Raw genomic sequence first — 15,860 nt, 5'->3', positions numbered from 1 at the left:
GCATGGGTGCATTGCCGTGGCAGGAGGATCGGGTTAAACGGCCTCACATCGATTTCAACGGAGGGTTTTCCGTGCGCTATGCATCCATAACCGATCGTCTTGCGGATCTCGGCTCAGGCCGCTGGGCTCTGCACGCCACGGCCAGACGCATGAAGGCGGAGGGGCAGCCCATCATTGAGCTCACCATTGGTGAACCCGATCTGCCGCCGCACGAAGATCTGCTCGCCGAATGCTCGCGAGCCATGTATGCAGGCCGCACCCGCTATTCGAACGGACGCGGCGAGCCTGCCGTTCTGAAAGCCCTGATCGCGAAATATTCGAAGCGGCGACCCGGTGTCAGCGAAAAGAACTTCCTCTGCTTTCCGGGCACACAATCGGCACTTTACGCGGTCATGATGGGACTGGCAGAAGCTGGTGATGGAGTTCTGGTCGGCGACCCGCTCTATGCGACCTATGAAGGCGTAATCGCCTCGACGGGTGCGCATCTCATCCCCGTTCCCCTGCGGCCTGAGCACCGCTTCCACATGCAGGCTGAGGATCTGGAGCGTGCAGTCACGCCGGAAGCCCGCGTCCTTCTTCTCAATACGCCGCACAACCCGACCGGTGCCGTCCTCACCGGACAGGAAATCGCGGCCATAGGCGCAATCTGCAAGAAGCACGACCTCTGGATCGTGTGCGACGAGGTTTATGAACAGCTGATTTTCGGCGATGCTTTTGCCTCTCCTTTCGATATGCCGGAGTTGGCAGAGCGTACCATCGTCGTCTCTTCGATTTCCAAATCCCACGCGGCGCCGGGCTTCCGCAGCGGCTGGGCAGCGGGACCGGAAGAGTTCTGCGAGAAACTTCTGCCCGTGTCGGAAACCATGCTGTTTGGCGTGCAGCCCTTCATCTCTGACATGACTGCACTGGCGCTCTCCCGCCCCTTCGAGACGGCAGGCATCATGCGCGACAATTACAGCCGCCGTGCCGAGATCGTTCAGAAGACGCTGGCCGGCAGCAACCTCCTGAAGCCCATGATGCCGGAAGGCGGCATGTTTGTGGTGGTGGATGTTACCGCCACCGGTCTTGGAGGCGCCGACTATGCCTGGGAGCTGTTGCGCAAGGAGCAGGTGGCAGTCATGCCAGGCTCTTCCTTCGGCCATCAGGCGGCAGGGTTCATCCGGATTTCACTCACCGTTCCGGATGATGTGCTGGAGGAAGCGGTCCGCCGCATGGCAAACCTTGCCGGGCGGCTGGCCGCCATGCCCGCCGAAGAACGGGCGCATCTGGGCGCCTGACCACCTGTGCCCTTCGTTACGGCTCAGGCGGAATTGATGTGACCGGAACATCCCTCTGTTGCGGTCATTTTTTTCGCTCGCCTTGCATATTGGGTAACCCTGACGGATTTGAGGTCCGTCAGCGGCAAGCTTGGTGATTTAGAATTAACACTTAGCCCCCGATAACAGGCGCAGCAGAAGCCTCTGCCCGGACCGCGTAATGGCAAGTATCGAGACGAAAACATCGCAGATAGACCCGGATACGGGTTACCCGCCCTTCACATTTGGCGGCCAATTGAGAATGATGGCTGGCGCATTCTGGTCGTCTCAAGTCAGAAACAAGGTGCTTTTGCTGATCGTTGGACTTCTGACGATCATTCTGACCACTGTCTATGCGCAATACCGTCTGAATTACTGGAACACGCCGTTCTACAATGCGCTTGAGCAACGTGATCTCGACGGTTTTTTCGAGCAATTGAAGGTCTTCTTCATCATCGCCGGTTCTTTGCTTGTGCTGAACGTCATCCAGGCCTGGCTGAACCAGATGACGGCACTGTTCATGCGCGAAGGATTGACGCGAGACCTCGTCGATCAGTGGATGCATCCGCGAAGGGCCCTGAGACTGGCAAGCCTCGGCAAGATCGGGGTCAACCCGGATCAGCGGCTTCATGAGGATGCGCGCAATCTCGCGGAACTGACGACGACGCTTGCCATCGGGCTGGTCAACGCCACCATCCTTCTGGCCAGTTTCATCGGTGTCCTCTGGGTGCTTTCGGCCGATTTCGCCTTCACCTTCAACGGTCGGCAGATCGCCATTCCAGGCTATATGGTCTGGGCAGCTCTACTCTATGCGGGCTCTGCGTCGATGCTCAGCAACTATGTTGGCCGCAAGCTGCCGACACTGAACACGCAGCGCTACTCCCAGGAAGCCGAGCTGCGCTTCACCATGATGCGGACCAACGAAAACATGCTGGCGATTACGCTGACCAATGGCGAAGACAGCGAGCGGCGGCGGATCCAGCAGGCCATCAGCGAAGTTCTCGCCATCATCCGGCGGCTGGCCTTCGCCTATACCAATCTGACATGGGTTTCTGCCGGGTTCGGCTGGCTCACCACCATCGCACCGATCCTGATTGCGGCACCGGTCTATTTCAGTGGCGGCCTTTCCTTTGGCGGTCTGATGATGGCGGTCGGTGCGTTCAACCAGGTCAACACGGCGCTGCGCTGGTATATCGATAACTTCCGTCCGATTGCCGACTGGAAAGCCGCTCTCTATCGCGTTTCGGTGTTTCGAAGGGCGTTGATCGATCTCGACAACGAGCATGCAGAACCGGAAACATTGACTGTTGAAGAGGATGAGGCGGAGCAACTGACCCTGAAGGATCTGCTCCTGTCGCCAAGACCCAACAGCTCCGGTGGTGACCGTGGGCTGCGGCTCGACGGAGAATATGTGATCTTGCCCGGTGAACGGATCATGGTGAACGGCGATCCGCGAGCCAACCGCCGCCTCTTGTTCCAGGCGATTGCCGGGCTGTGGCCCTGGGGCAAGGGAACGATCCGCCTGCCGAAATCCGGCTCGATGCTCCTGGTCCCGCAGAAGGGGTTCTTCCCGGACGCAACTCTGGAGGAAGTTCTCACCTACCCGATGCCGGTCGCCACCTACACGCCGGACGCGATGGGCAATGCACTTGAAGCAGTCGGCCTCCACCGATTGACGGAAAAGTTGTCGGCTCGCGAAAGATGGGAGCGTGTCCTGCAGGAAGATGATCAGATGCGCCTTCGCATCGCAAATGCTCTGCTGGTCAAGCCGCGATGGATTGTTCTTGATGATGCGTTCGAGGCACTGGAAACGGAAACCCAGTCCGAACTCCTTGCAATCCTGAATACAATGTCGGAGGCGGCAATCATCTATGTCGGACGGTCAGAGACATTTCTGCCAAGTTCAACACGACTGATACATCTTCAGCCCTACTAGAACTGCATGCAAAATGACGCAAAACCGGCACAATTGATAAATGCGTTATGTGTTTCATAAGGTTTCAACTGATAAACTAGCACCCATAGATTGAGTTGAGGGCGTTATGCCGGGCAAGCAACATGGACACGGGCGGTCACGTCTGCGCAGGGAACTGATCGAAGAGTTCCGGCTGGGCGATTCGAGCCCTGATCTGTTTTCCCGCTCCCTGTGCGACTTCATTGCGAACTTCTGCAGTGCTCCGATCGCCTACATTTCCTTGATCGATGACAAGACGCAGATCATCCAGGCAAGCGTCGGCGCAGACCTGAAAAAGATGCCGCGCGAGGACAGCATCTGCAATCTGACAGTCGAAGGAGGCAGCCCTCTCGTCATCCTCGACACCGAGACCGATGACAGGGTGAAGGATCTTCCGATCGTGACGGGTGATCCCTCTATACGCTTTTATGCCGGCGCTCCGTTGAAAACCTTCAGCGGCGAGACGATGGGCGCGCTCTGTATTGCCGACACCCGGGCGAGAACGGAATTTTCAACGTCGGATTATGAGCGTCTGCAACAGGCTGCGCGCCTGTTGATGAACCACTATGAAGAGCGCCGCGAGGGTTTTCCGGGCCAGACCGCTGCAAGCTTCATCAATGCGACCGAACTCTCCATGATCTCCGTGGATCGTCAGGGCCGTATCCAGTTCGTCAACAACAGTCTGCTCAAATTGTTGGGCTATGAGCGTGGGCAGTTGATCGGCAGAGACGTCGAAATCATTATTCCCATGCGGTTTCGTGCCTCCCATCATCAGAGTTTTGAACAACTGTCCGACAAGAAAGGTCCACTTCTTGATGGCAAGACGGTGGAGGTGTTCGCACGGCGGAGCGACGGAAGCGAGATTCCGATCGAAATTACGCTTTCGGCATGGAACGATGCAGCCGGCATGGGGATCGGCGCCATTATCAACGACATTTCGGAACGGAGGGAACGCGACAAGCGTCTCCTGCGCCTTGCGAACCAGGATCCAGTCACCGGTTTCAATACCCGTCACCGCTTCGAGGAACTGATCGATCAGCATTGCCAGACACATGTTGCAGGTACACTTTTACTGATCGAACTGGACGGCCTGAAGGAAACGGGAGACCGGCTCGGCCAGGACATCTTTGATACGCTGCTCCAGAATATCGCCGTGCGCCTGCCGCGCGTTCTGGCCAAGGAAAGCGTTATTGCAAGGCTTGGCGAGGAACAGATTGGTCTGCTCGTTCAATCGGCTCAGACCTTTGAAGAAGCGCACGTTCTGGCCCAGGCAGTCATGGAGGAGATGGTTCTCCCCTTTGATCTGGGGTCCATGAAGCTGAAGCTCGGAGCCGCGCTCGGTTATGCCTTGCGCCAGGATACGGCAAATGCCCGTGAGTGGATGGCGAATGCGGATTTCGCATTGGCGCATGCGCGAAAGACAGGCGGCAACAGCGCCATCGCCTATGAGGGCCATGTTGAGCAGACATCGCAGCAGCGCCGTGTGGCTCGAGACGAGCTGCTGGAAGCGCTGCGCAAGCAGCAATTCGTGTTGCACTACCAGCCGCAGGTACTCCTGGAAACCGGCGAACTCTCAGGCATCGAAGCGCTGATCCGCTGGCAGCATCCCGAAAAAGGTCTGTTGATGCCCGGGCACTTCTTGCCAGCCCTGGAGCAGAGCGCCCTCAGTCTCGATGTTGGCGCGTGGGTCATGAACGAAGCGATCCGTCAACTGGGTACCTGGGTCGCCAAGGGATTGCCACCGATCAAGATGGGCATGAACCTGTTTCCGTCGCAAATGCGCGGAAGCGATCTTCCGGCACAGGTCAGCCGTCTTTCGCGTGAGCATGGCGTGGATCCTCGCTGGCTGGAGCTGGAAATCACGGAAACCGCCACGCTGGAGGATGAAGGCAGAGCCTACGAACTGATCAGTGAGTTGCGTGAACTGGGCATCGGCATCGCGTTCGACGATTTCGGCACCGGCTATGCCTCGCTCGGCTCTCTCCAGCGCTATCCGATCACAACGCTGAAGATCGACCGTGGCTTTGTGCGCGATCTTTTGACACGCCAGAGAGATTCGGCAATCACACGCGCGCTCATCATGCTGAGCCACGATCTGGGTCTGAAGACGATTGCGGAAGGCGTCGAAACGCTGGATCAGCAGATTGCCCTGCGCTTGATGGGCTGCGATTACGGCCAGGGCTATCTCTACGGAAAAGCCCTTCCCGCGGCAGATATCGAGGCCATGCTTGCCTCACGCGCCAAGCCGCCAGCCAAGCAGGCCCGCCGAAAGACCTGACAGCCCCCCCCCAGACGGAAAACTTCAGTCCAGCAGGGCGCGAAGCTGCACGGCAAGTTCGCGCGCCGTATAGGGCTTTTTCAGCCAACTTTCGTCAGCCGCAAGTTCTTTGCCAGCCACCTCGGGCTCGGCATAGCCCGATGTAAAGAGAATGCGGATGTCGGGCCATCGCTCACGCACATGTTCCGCCAGCTGATCTCCCGACATTCCGGGCATCGAAATATCGGTGAAGACGAGAGCGATATCGTCGTGCTTTTCCAGTACGTCGAGTGCTTCGACACCGTTTGATGCTTCATGGACCTTGTAGCCCATGCTTTCGAGCCGGGCCACGGCAACGCGACGAACACGCGGATCATCCTCGACCGCCAGAATGACCTCATCACCGCCCGGATAGTCCATGACTGGCGCGGATATGTCTTCCGCATGGCCGGTTGCAACGGCTCCTTGCACGGCAGGCAAAAACAACCGGATGCTGGTTCCCTGACCCGGCTCGCTGTAGATCTGGATATGTCCGCCAGACTGCCGGACGAAACCGTAGACCATGCTGAGACCAAGCCCTGTACCAGCCCCCATGGTCTTGGTCGTAAAGAATGGCTCAAAGGCGCGCTGTTTGACTTCATCCGTCATGCCCATCCCGGTATCGGTGACCGACACCAGTACATAATCGCCCGCCCGAAGCTGCGGGTACATTTGCGCATAGTCAAAATCCAGATGGCTGCGGCTCACCTCGATGGTCAGCAGTCCGCCACCCGGCATGGCGTCACGGGCATTGAGAGTGAGGTTCAAAAGCGCGTTCTGAAGCTGTGGTCCGTCAACCAGCGCCTCGTTTTCCCCGGCCCGGATAACCGTGCGCAATTCCACTTGGTCCCCGATGGTGCGGCGGATCAGTTCCGAGAAGCTGGAAATCATCTGCCCCAGATCGGTCAGGCGCGGATTGAGCGGCTGGCGGCGGCCGAATGCAAGCAGTTGTCCTGTCAACTTTGCCCCGTCATCGGTCGCGCCCTGCGCTTCTCGCAGCAGAACCTGCGCCTTGGGATCGCGCACCCGCATTTCCAGCATTTCCAGATTGCCGCTGATGATGGTGAGCAGGTTGTTGAAGTCATGCGCCAGACCACCCGTCAGCTGGCCGATGGCCTCCATCTTCTGGGATTGCCGCAGTTCCTCCTCGATCTTGTGCCTGCTCGTGAGGTCGCGGATGAAGCCGGTAAAGATGCGCTTGCCACTGGAAATCGCCTCACCGACCGCCAGTTCCATCGGGAAGGTAGATCCGTCCTTGCGCAGCCCCTTCACCACCCGACCCAGGCCGATGATGCGGCGCTGTCCGGTCCGCAGATAGTTGCGGATATAATTGTCATGATTGTCGCGGTCGGGCGTCGGCATCAACATGCGCACGTTGCGGCCTTCGACCTCATGCGCTTCGTAACCGAAAAGATCTTCCGCGGTCGTGCTGAAGGAGGTGATGGTACCCACCTCGTCGATGACCACCATGGCTTCCGGCACGGTCTGGAGGATCGAGCGGAAATGCGCTTCTCGCGCCGCGAGGTTTTCCTGGATCGTGGCGGCTGCGCGAAAATCCTCGTTGAACTGCAGGAAGAGATCCGTGCCGTCCTCATCGCGTCCGAACGGTATCCAGCGGCTGAGCACCGAAATCGTATGGCCGTCCTTGTGACGATATTCGAGATTGGATTTCCACGATCCGTCCGCTCGGATCGAAGACGCGATATCCTCAAGCGAAACACCGGGCTTCGGTGATAGAAGCTCGGTGACATGCAGGCCGATGACCTCGTCGCGTGTCCATCCGAAGAGCGCAGCACTTCCCGTGCTCCAGTCGCTGATCACGCCTTGCGCGGTATGAACGATGAGATTGACCGGATCGAGCAGCGACAACAAACCCGCACTGTTAACCGCGCCGGTGTCGGGGGTTCGAAACTCTGCCATGCTTGACTGTCAACCTTTCGTCCAATCAGTGGGGCCATACCGCCTGCCGGGTTTTGACGGCACGATCCCCCAAGTCCTCATAACTATCGCCATCACCGCACAGCGCAAGAAGTTTTCCCGGCTTGGTGACGTCGAAAGCATGGCGACCGTTCGGCGTGATGATGCCGCGCTGGATAAGCTTGGTGACGGTACGTGATACCGTTTCGATGGTCAGCCCGAGATAATCGGCCATGTCCTGACGGCTCATGGCCAGTTCAACGGTCCTTGGCATCTGGGTCTGCCCGGACTGGCGCTGACCGAGCATCATCAGGAAGCTGCAGAGACGTTCCTCGGCACTCTTTCGCGAGAGAAGCACCATCTGGTCCTGAGCTGCCGCCATCTCATCGCACATCAGCGCAAAAAGCTGCGGACGAAGCTCTGGCGAATTCTCGATCGCATCCTGAAACGCCTTTCGTGTCAGGCGACGAACCTTGACCGGCGTGACCGCTTCCGCGCTGTAGAGGTAGACATTCTTGAGCGACAGACCCACCATGTCGCCAGCGTACAGGAAGCCGGTAATGACGCGGCGCCCGTCGGCAATGATCTTGAAGATACGCAATACGCCTTCCGTGATTTCGAAAATGTGCTGCGCGCGGTCGCCTTCCCAGAACAGGCCTTCGCCCACATCCAGCGTCTCGCGCGGGGAAGTAGAAAACAGCTCTTCCATCGTTGCCAGTTGCGGCTTCATGGTTGCCATGGCCGCAATCGTCGCCTGTGTGGTGGAAGCTGTCGAAAACATGATCTATCCCTCTGTCTTGATGACCTCAATATGTCGGGCGGCGGTGACAGAAGGATGCCTGTCATGTTACGGTTGGTGAAATCGTGTAACAGTTTGTAACAGCATAAAATACCAGTCAGGTCAGCGGGATGGCGATGGTGGAGAAGCGTGCGGAACGGATTCTCATCGTGGATGATGATCCGCGTATCCGTCAGATGGTAACGCGCTATTTCGAAGACGAAGGCTTCGTGGTCCATGGCGCCGCAGACGGCAACGGCATGCGCAAGGCGCTTGCCGACCACACTATCGATCTCATTCTGCTCGATCTGGTGCTACCGCAGAGCGAGGACGGGCTGGCGCTGGCGCGGGAAGTCAGGGCAGGCTCCGATGTGCCGATCGTGATGCTGACAGGCCGCGATGACGTACTGGACCGGATCATCGGACTTGAGGTCGGCGCCGATGACTATATTCCCAAGCCCTTCCATCTTCGCGAAGTGCTTGCGCGGGTACGAAGCATCCTGCGAAGGCGCAAACCGGCGGAACCTGCACAGAGCCACGCGGACCCAGGCCAGACACTTGAATTTGACGGATGGCGGCTGGAAATCCACCGCCGACGCCTTCTCAATCCGGACCAGCAGGAAATCGAGCTGACGACCGGTGAGTTTGACATGCTGACCGTCATGATCCGCAATGCAGGCCGCGTGCTGACGCGTGAAATGCTGATGGATCAGACGCGCGGTCGGCAATTCGATGCCTATGATCGGGCTATCGACGCCCAGATTGCGCGCTTACGCAAGAAGATCGAGCCCAACCCGGCGCAGCCCACCTTCATTCGTTCGGTTCGTGGCGTCGGTTACATCTTCACCGGTGAGAACAACGGCTGAGACCGATGGCCGTTCAGGCTGCGGCAGTCTCCCGCAACACACTGCCGGTCTTGTAGGCCAGCGCGACAAGACCATCATGCATTGCCCGGCGAACGCCCTCTTCGTCGACGACGGTCGCAATCACCTGCACCGGGACGTCCAAAACCGGTCCTTCTTCGGTCTGCATCACCCGGGTCATGCACAGAGCCTTCAGATAACCTCGTCCATTGGCACAAACGATCAGCCGCTCGTTACGGTCAGGCTGGTCATGACCTTTGATAATGGTTTCGCAAAACTGTCGCCATTGCGACAGATCCGTTGCAATCCGGCCAGCCGTGGCAAGCGGAAACGCGCGATCGATTTCCGGGATCGTCATGTCGGCAACTTGATAGGCAAGATCCATGATCATTCCTTCGAGGGGCATTACCCCCTTCGTCTCGACGCGCGACCCATCACCGGCGCGCTTGTCCTTGATCATGAGATAGCCTGCGACAATCAGATATGCTTTGCGCAGAATCAACTGCGACAAATTTGCAGGTCAAAAAATCTGAAGGATCGGGGAAGGCAGGAGACGCCCGGTCTCAACATCGGCGATCCCGAGATCCGTCTGGTGCGGACCTGCGTTACACGCGAGCGTCGCACCAAAGCAGGCTTTAAAGACCAGATAAGGCGGTTGCCAGTCGACAATTCCATCCATGGCCTGCCGGACTGCGGAAAACTGCGCGGCAACCTCGCCGAGATGGGCCTGCGACACAAGTCCGCCCAGCGGAAGCGGAAGCAACGCCTGCACGATGCCGTCTGAAACAACCGCCAGGCCACCACCGGCGTCGATGACAGCATTGGCCGCAACCGCCATATCGACAGGATTGCGCCCGAAAACCGTCAGATTGTGACTATCGTGAGAGACGGTGGATGCAAAGGCGCCCCGCCAATCCCCCCAGCCGGTGAGGAAGCCCGTTCGTACGATCGGCTCGGCCAATCCATGACGATGGATGACCGAGATCAGCGTCGTTCCCTCGGGCGGGACAACGTGAGCATCAACCACGTCGGCGATCGCTTCTCCCCACTGCGTGAAGCGCGGACGATCGATCGTGGCAATTTTCACCTGCCGCGCATCGGGACTGTCGACTGCAACTCGGAAATCATCCGGCGACAGGTGGCAAAGCTTGACAGTCCCCTGCAGAATTTCGCTCGATGCCTCGAGAGCGGGCTGAAGCAGCGCACCTCCGGCCGCCACTTCGCGCCCGGAAACGAAAACACGACGCGCTTCGAAGCTCTCAAGGTCCTCGAACAGCACGAGATCGGCACGGCGACCCGGCGCAATCACGCCGAGATCCTGCCGTTCGAGCCGGCGTGCAGCATTGATTGTCGCAGCCTGCAGCGCCCATTCCGGTCTCATGCCATAGCGGACCAGCCGTCGGACGACATCGTCCAGTCCACCGCCCTTGTGAAGGTCATCGGGAAAGACGTCGTCGGTACACAGCGTCACCGTTTGCGGCAAATGCCCCAGCCGATTGAGCGCGGCAACGAATTCCGGCAGCAGATGATCGTGGCTTCCCCGTAGCTCGATCGTCAAACCGGCGCGCAGCTTTTCCAGGAGGTCATCGGCGGAAACGAGTTCGTGGTCGGACGAAACGCCTGCCGTGACGAATGCCTGAAGATCGGGTCCGGACAGCCCACGCGCATGGCCGCAGACAAGCTTGCGCGTCGTAAGGCCAGCCTGGATGATGCCCTCCATACGGGCATCGCCTTCGATGATGCCGCGCATGTTCATCATTTCGGCGATACCGGCAATCTCCTGCCGGGCGAGCAGATCCTCCAGCACGGTCGCGTCGAAATCGGCACCTGCCCGCTCCAGTCCCGGCGCGGATGGCACGGACGATGGCGCAAGCAGCATGACACGAAGCGGAAGATCGATCACCGCATCGGCCGCCCAGTTCACACCGGCTATTCCCACGACATTACCGAACTCATGCGGGTCCCAGACCACTGTGGTCACGCCCCGTGGCACGACGGCCTGGGCATAGGCAGCGGGTGTCACCATCGAGCTTTCGATATGCATATGCGTGTCGATCAGGCCCGGAGCAATGAAGGTTCCAGTGGCATTGACAACGGAAGCGGCGTTTTCGAACCGACCCGGTTCATGGACACTTGCGATCAGGGGACCGACAAGCCCGACATCGCCTAGCCGTCTCTCGCCGGTAATGACGTCGAGAACCGTACCGCCTTTCAGGAGACAGTCGAAGGGCACCTCTCCACGCGCAGCCTGCACCGCCCTGCGACGCAGTTCCGGCAGGTTGAGATCCATCAGTTCAAAGGGGCGGGTCATCGGCTGGCTTCGACTTTCAGAACTTGCAAGATGAGATCGCGCGCGGCATCGACATCGATGTCTTGCGCAAAAAAGGCATTGAAGGGTGACCGGCCGGTGCGGGACTCGATCACGGTCCTGCCACGGGTGTGGGTGCCGGAAAGCTCTACGTCAAGGCGAGCCGCTCGCCAGGACACGAGCTCCGGCCGCGTGAAGGCAACGGCTGCAACGGCATCGTAAAGCGACATGGCGCTACGCCCGCGGCTGATGGCGATATTGATGAAGCCTTCCAGAAGGTCGGCAAGCAGTCTCGCATTCTTGCCTCTTGCATGGCGGATGGGAAGAACGTCGGAGGGACCGGCCAGCACCTTTCGGCAAAGGTCAAGATCCACCATCCGGACCGGCACATTCTGGGCAAGCAGGATGGCAAGCGCCTCAGGATCGGCCAGTGCGTTGAATTCTGCAGAAGCGGTATGGTTGCCGGTTGTCAGTCCTCCGCCCATCCAGACAAGCTCGCCGATGCGACACGCCAGTTCGGGTCGGGCAAGAACGAGTGCAGCCAGATTGGTCAGTGGACCAAGCGCGAGAATGCGTCGGTCTTCGCCCGATTGAAGATAGCCGGACAAGGCATCGAAAGCGGAGGACGTGTCATCGAGGGTCAACTCCATCGGCAGATGCAGCCCCGTTGACGGCATGCCTCCGGTTCCGAGAATGCTCTGTGCCGTTTCAAGAACGCTCAGAACAGGCAGTGCCCGACCGCGATGAATGGGAAAGCGCCAGTCAAAAACATAAGCGGCGCCAGCGGCATTCTTTTCCACCTGCGCAAGCGGTGCGTTGCCGAAAACCAGCGACACGCCATCGATGACCTCCGTGCTGTGACAAACGACCAGCAAGGCAACGATGTCGTCGAAACCCATGTCGGTGTCGATCCACACGCCCATCAAGCCGCTCCCGGCAGGGATGGGCGTGGCTGCGACCCAAAAAGGCCGCGCACGATGACACGGAAAAGACCTGATGCCGTGTGCATCGCGCGCGACGACCGGGCAAACTCCGCCGCTTCCGGAGTAGGACCGGCAATGAGGAACAGGTCGCGAACCTGACCAGCTTTGAATCGGGGGATGCTGAATGCTAGAAACGTACTACAAATCACAACCAAGGCCAAAATACGACCGTGCCGGCCGGAAGTGACAGATCCGCTCATGATGTCACCTCGAAATGTCGTGCCTTGCCGGAGGATGCCCGGATGAGAAGTTCCATGGCAACGCGATCGGGACTTGCCTTCACGGTTCCGCTTTGTGTTCGCTCGGCCTGCTCCGGCCGTTCGATCGACTTTACAAGCGCTTCAACCACGATACGTCCGATTTCGGCCATGTCGGCCCGCATCGTCGTCAGACCCGGCGTGATGGCCGACGACCAGATCAGGTCGTCGAAGCCCGTGACGCTGACGCGGTCCGGAACACTCAAACCCGCACCCTGAAGTTCGGTCAGCACTCGCAGCGCGGTCAGGTCGGACAGTGTTGCGACGGCAGTTACGCCACGCGCAACGTAACTAGCGAGCCCAAGAGAGCCAACGGCTCCGTCCTGCTCGGCAAGATCCTCCGTGAAGATCAATTCGACCCGCGCCTGTTCACCCAATCCCTGCTTCAGTCCCTCGATCCGATCCGCCTGCACAATCGAGCGCGAGCTCATCGCGACGATCAGCACATGCCGGTGACCGAGTTCCGCGAGATAGGCGCCCATCTTCACACCGCCGTCATGATGATCGGCAGAGACGGTATTGCCGGGCGTGGATGGGGAATCGATCATGGCGAGCGGCCGTCCGATATCGGTTACCCGGGTTCCACGTCTGGGAATCACCAGCATGCCGTCCACGCCGCGCTCGAGGAGCCGATTGATCGCTTCCGACTGTCCTTCCGTGCTGCCGCGTGCATCGCCGATCAGGACGCCGTAGCCGCAGGTCGATGCGGCCTGCTCGATAGCCTGAGCGATCTGCGGAAACAGCGGATTGGAAATGTCCGGAAGAACCAGCCCCAATACGCCGCTGCGACCTGTCCTGAGCGCCCGCCCGGCGCTGCTGGGCACATAACCGATCTCACGGGCCCTGTCGCGAATGCGTTGCGCAAGGTCCGGCGAAATCCTTCCCTTGCCCGACAACGCATTCGACACCGTCGCCACGGAGACGTTGAACGTTTCGGCCAGCAGAGTGAGTTTGGGCTTGGGCTTCATACCGCACCGGATTAGGTTAATCGTTTAATCGGATAATAAGGATTGCTAAAACTGTCTAGCCCCTCGTGACAGAGGCTTCCATTCTTCCTAAAGCCGTCAGGGTGCTGGACGCAATCGGCTTCTCAACCACAGTCGGTTCAAAACACTTGCTTAGAACGGGATTCGATCTGATTGGACCAATTCTGTTGGCCAAAACCGGTTCGTTCCACGAGGAGAAGGGCGCGTGGCGTAGCCTTAAGCTACGCCCAAGCCCTTCGACAAAGTGGACGGCCGGTTTCGGCCAACCCTCCCGCCGGATTGCCTTGCAATCCGGCAAGCATTTGAAGTGCCGGACACGCTTGTCGCTTTGCCTCGGCAAAGCGGCGTGGCCGGTGGGCGACATGTATTTTCGCCACTATCGGCGGCTTTCGCCTCGGACGTATATCCAGATATGCCCTTCGGCAAAATCCTTGATCCTGACGAAAATCCATTGTCGCAGAATGATTCAATCAGGTCGAACCCCGCTCTAAGGCGGTGGTCGGGTTGCGGACTATGAAAAACGGCGGATGATTAAGAATGTTCGGTTCGGTTTTCCATGAATGGCAAGCTTTTTGCAGGATTATTCCTTGCCGGGACGTGGCTTCCTCTGGCAGGAATTTGCGAAGATCAAGACGTGCCGGACACTCGTTGCACCGAGAAACGAGAGAAATGCCCGCAGGAGACCTGAAATGAGCGCACTGCATCCTTTGCAAAACGATAGCCGCCGGGGCGCGCCTGCCCGGATGGAGCCGCTTGCAAAATTGCCGGTCTTCCTGGACCTGACCGACAGACGGGTTGTCTTGGCGGGCGGCTCAGAGGGTGCAGCCTGGAAGGCCGAGCTTCTGGTAGCCTGCGGCGCTTTCGTCGATCTCTATTGTCTAGCCGATGAGCTTTCAGACACGTTTCGACAACTGCTGGCGAACGACGCAGCGTCGCAGCAGCCTCGGTTGACCCATCATGACAGGCCATGGTCGATCACCTCCTTCGAGGGAGCAGCGATCGCGCTTGGCGACTGCGAAACGGATGAGGACGCGAAGGCGTTCTACTGCGCGGCCAAGGCGGCGCGTGTTCCGGTCAACGTCATCGATAAGCCTGCCTTCTGCGAGTTCCAGTTCGGCTCCATCGTCAACCGCTCTCCGGTCATCATCGGCATTTCGACTGATGGTGCGGCGCCCATTCTGGGTCAGGCGATCCGTCGCCGCATCGAGACCCTGCTTCCGCCGACGCTGAAAAGCTGGGCGGAAATCGCGCAGTCCATCCGCGGCGTGATCAACGAGCGGCTGAACCCTGGAACCGAGCGCCGCACCTTCTGGGAACGCTTCGTAGACCGTGTCTTCCGTGAAAAACCTGCTGAAAATATAGGCGATACGCTCGTTCGTGAAGCGGAGGCTATTGCACGTGCAAGCGAAACAGAGACCGGCACTGGCAAGGTGACCCTGGTTGGCGCAGGCCCTGGCGATGCGGAGCTTCTGACATTGAAGGCGGTGCGCGCACTTCAATCGGCGGATGTCATCCTGTTCGACGATCTCGTGTCATCTGATGTGCTGGAACTGGCAAGGCGCGAAGCAAAGCGCATGCTGGTCGGCAAACGCGGTGGCCGTGAAAGCTGCAAGCAGGAAGACATCAACGCCACGATGGTTGCCCTCGCCAAATCCGGCAAGCGCGTCGTGCGCCTGAAATCCGGTGACCCGATGATCTTCGGGCGTGCGGGCGAAGAAATCGAAAGCCTGGAACGGGAAAACATTCCGGTCGAGATCGTTCCCGGCATCACCTCCGCCACGGCCATGGCGGCGCGTCTCGGCGTGTCCCTGACGCATCGCGATCATGCGCAGTCTGTGCGTTTCGTGACCGGTCATTCGCGGAAAGGCGAATTGCCCACAGATCTCGACTGGTCAAAGCTGGCGGACCCGTCCGTGACCACGATTTTCTATATGGGCGGACGTACAGCAAAAGCCATCACGGATAAACTGACAGGCTTCGGCATGAGCCCGTCGACACCAGCCGTCATCCTTAGTTCGATTGCGCGTGACGACGAACAGCGCTGGGTGGGAATGCTGTCCGATATGCCACAGGCCATGGGCGAAATCGGCTATCACAACCCGGTCCTGATCGGCATCGGCGATGCATTCATCAAGGCGAAGCGCGCCGATGGTGAAAGGTCAGAGACCGACACCATTGCAACGTTTGGAACCATCACAGGGTAGCGCTGCCTGTCGACAGCTC

The 15,860-nt window shown here is 59.1% G+C and carries 11 protein-coding genes; 5 read left to right on the top strand and 6 right to left on the bottom strand.

The features are described from left to right. Positions 1-71 precede the first annotated feature (71 nt). The 3 genes from G6N80_RS13445 (at position 72) to G6N80_RS13435 (ending at position 5,527) form a co-directional block, all read left to right on the top strand. A complete protein-coding gene (locus G6N80_RS13445; protein ID WP_165134470.1) occupies positions 72-1,277 on the top strand; it encodes a pyridoxal phosphate-dependent aminotransferase in 1,206 nt (401 codons plus the stop codon). 199 nt (positions 1,278-1,476) lie between these two features. Beyond that, entirely contained in the window at positions 1,477-3,231 is a 1,755-nt protein-coding gene (locus tag G6N80_RS13440; protein ID WP_062555886.1) for an ABC transporter ATP-binding protein/permease, read from the top strand. Between the two features lie 106 nt (positions 3,232-3,337). Further along, positions 3,338-5,527, top strand: coding sequence for a sensor domain-containing phosphodiesterase (locus G6N80_RS13435; RefSeq protein WP_062555887.1), 2,190 nt, complete (start codon positions 3,338-3,340; stop codon positions 5,525-5,527). Positions 5,528-5,551: 24 nt separating this feature from the next. Here the strand turns inward: G6N80_RS13435 and G6N80_RS13430 are convergent, their stop codons facing one another. Both G6N80_RS13430 and G6N80_RS13425 read right to left on the bottom strand, forming a co-directional pair. Continuing rightward, on the bottom strand, positions 5,552-7,465 hold the full coding sequence (locus G6N80_RS13430) for a hybrid sensor histidine kinase/response regulator (protein ID WP_165134467.1): 1,914 nt from the start codon (positions 7,463-7,465) through the stop codon (positions 5,552-5,554). A gap of 25 nt (positions 7,466-7,490) precedes the next feature. Continuing rightward, complete coding sequence (locus G6N80_RS13425) at positions 7,491-8,243, bottom strand: Crp/Fnr family transcriptional regulator (RefSeq protein WP_062555889.1); 753 nt, start codon at positions 8,241-8,243, stop codon at positions 7,491-7,493. Between the two features lie 128 nt (positions 8,244-8,371). Here G6N80_RS13425 and G6N80_RS13420 point away from each other — a divergent pair, with 128 nt between their 5' ends. After that, entirely contained in the window at positions 8,372-9,106 is a 735-nt protein-coding gene (locus tag G6N80_RS13420) for a response regulator (protein ID WP_062555890.1), read from the top strand. 13 nt (positions 9,107-9,119) lie between these two features. Here the strand turns inward: G6N80_RS13420 and G6N80_RS13415 are convergent, their stop codons facing one another. From G6N80_RS13415 to G6N80_RS13400, 4 genes are all read right to left on the bottom strand, one after another. Further along, positions 9,120-9,563 (bottom strand): hypothetical protein, encoded by a 444-nt coding sequence (locus G6N80_RS13415; RefSeq protein WP_165134464.1) that lies wholly within the window; start codon positions 9,561-9,563, stop codon positions 9,120-9,122. A 60-nt stretch (positions 9,564-9,623) separates the two neighbouring features. Continuing rightward, positions 9,624-11,414 carry an adenine deaminase gene (locus G6N80_RS13410; RefSeq protein WP_165134461.1) on the bottom strand — a complete coding sequence of 597 codons (1,791 nt, stop codon included), beginning with the start codon at positions 11,412-11,414 and terminating at the stop codon, positions 9,624-9,626. After that, on the bottom strand, positions 11,411-12,334 hold the full coding sequence (locus G6N80_RS13405) for a nucleoside hydrolase (protein WP_165134458.1): 924 nt from the start codon (positions 12,332-12,334) through the stop codon (positions 11,411-11,413). The genes G6N80_RS13410 and G6N80_RS13405 overlap by 4 nt, the downstream gene beginning before the upstream one ends. A gap of 256 nt (positions 12,335-12,590) precedes the next feature. Further along, positions 12,591-13,619 (bottom strand): LacI family DNA-binding transcriptional regulator, encoded by a 1,029-nt coding sequence (locus tag G6N80_RS13400; RefSeq protein WP_062555894.1) that lies wholly within the window; start codon positions 13,617-13,619, stop codon positions 12,591-12,593. 707 nt (positions 13,620-14,326) lie between these two features. Here G6N80_RS13400 and cysG point away from each other — a divergent pair. Continuing rightward, positions 14,327-15,841, top strand: coding sequence for a siroheme synthase CysG (gene cysG, locus G6N80_RS13395; protein WP_165134455.1), 1,515 nt, complete (start codon positions 14,327-14,329; stop codon positions 15,839-15,841). Positions 15,842-15,860 lie beyond the last annotated feature (19 nt).

Source organism: Rhizobium rhizoryzae (assembly GCF_011046895.1).
GTDB lineage: Bacteria > Pseudomonadota > Alphaproteobacteria > Rhizobiales > Rhizobiaceae > Neorhizobium > Neorhizobium rhizoryzae.
Note: the sequence above shows the minus strand (reverse complement) of the source record. Positions and strands in the feature narration are given on the sequence as shown.

Bases quoted from the DNA above. Each gene is read 5' to 3' on its own strand.
- G6N80_RS13440 (WP_062555886.1), top strand. From the start codon at position 1,477: ATGGCAAGTATCGAGACGAAAACATCGCAGATAGACCCGGATACGGGT.
- G6N80_RS13435 (WP_062555887.1), top strand. From the start codon at position 3,338: ATGCCGGGCAAGCAACATGGACACGGGCGGTCACGTCTGCGCAGGGAA.
- G6N80_RS13430 (WP_165134467.1), bottom strand. From the start codon at position 7,465: ATGGCAGAGTTTCGAACCCCCGACACCGGCGCGGTTAACAGTGCGGGT.
- G6N80_RS13425 (WP_062555889.1), bottom strand. From the start codon at position 8,243: ATGTTTTCGACAGCTTCCACCACACAGGCGACGATTGCGGCCATGGCA.
- G6N80_RS13420 (WP_062555890.1), top strand. From the start codon at position 8,372: ATGGCGATGGTGGAGAAGCGTGCGGAACGGATTCTCATCGTGGATGAT.
- G6N80_RS13415 (WP_165134464.1), bottom strand. From the start codon at position 9,563: ATGATCAAGGACAAGCGCGCCGGTGATGGGTCGCGCGTCGAGACGAAG.
- G6N80_RS13410 (WP_165134461.1), bottom strand. From the start codon at position 11,414: ATGACCCGCCCCTTTGAACTGATGGATCTCAACCTGCCGGAACTGCGT.
- G6N80_RS13405 (WP_165134458.1), bottom strand. From the start codon at position 12,334: ATGGGCGTGTGGATCGACACCGACATGGGTTTCGACGACATCGTTGCC.
- G6N80_RS13400 (WP_062555894.1), bottom strand. From the start codon at position 13,619: ATGAAGCCCAAGCCCAAACTCACTCTGCTGGCCGAAACGTTCAACGTC.
- cysG (WP_165134455.1), top strand. From the start codon at position 14,327: ATGAGCGCACTGCATCCTTTGCAAAACGATAGCCGCCGGGGCGCGCCT.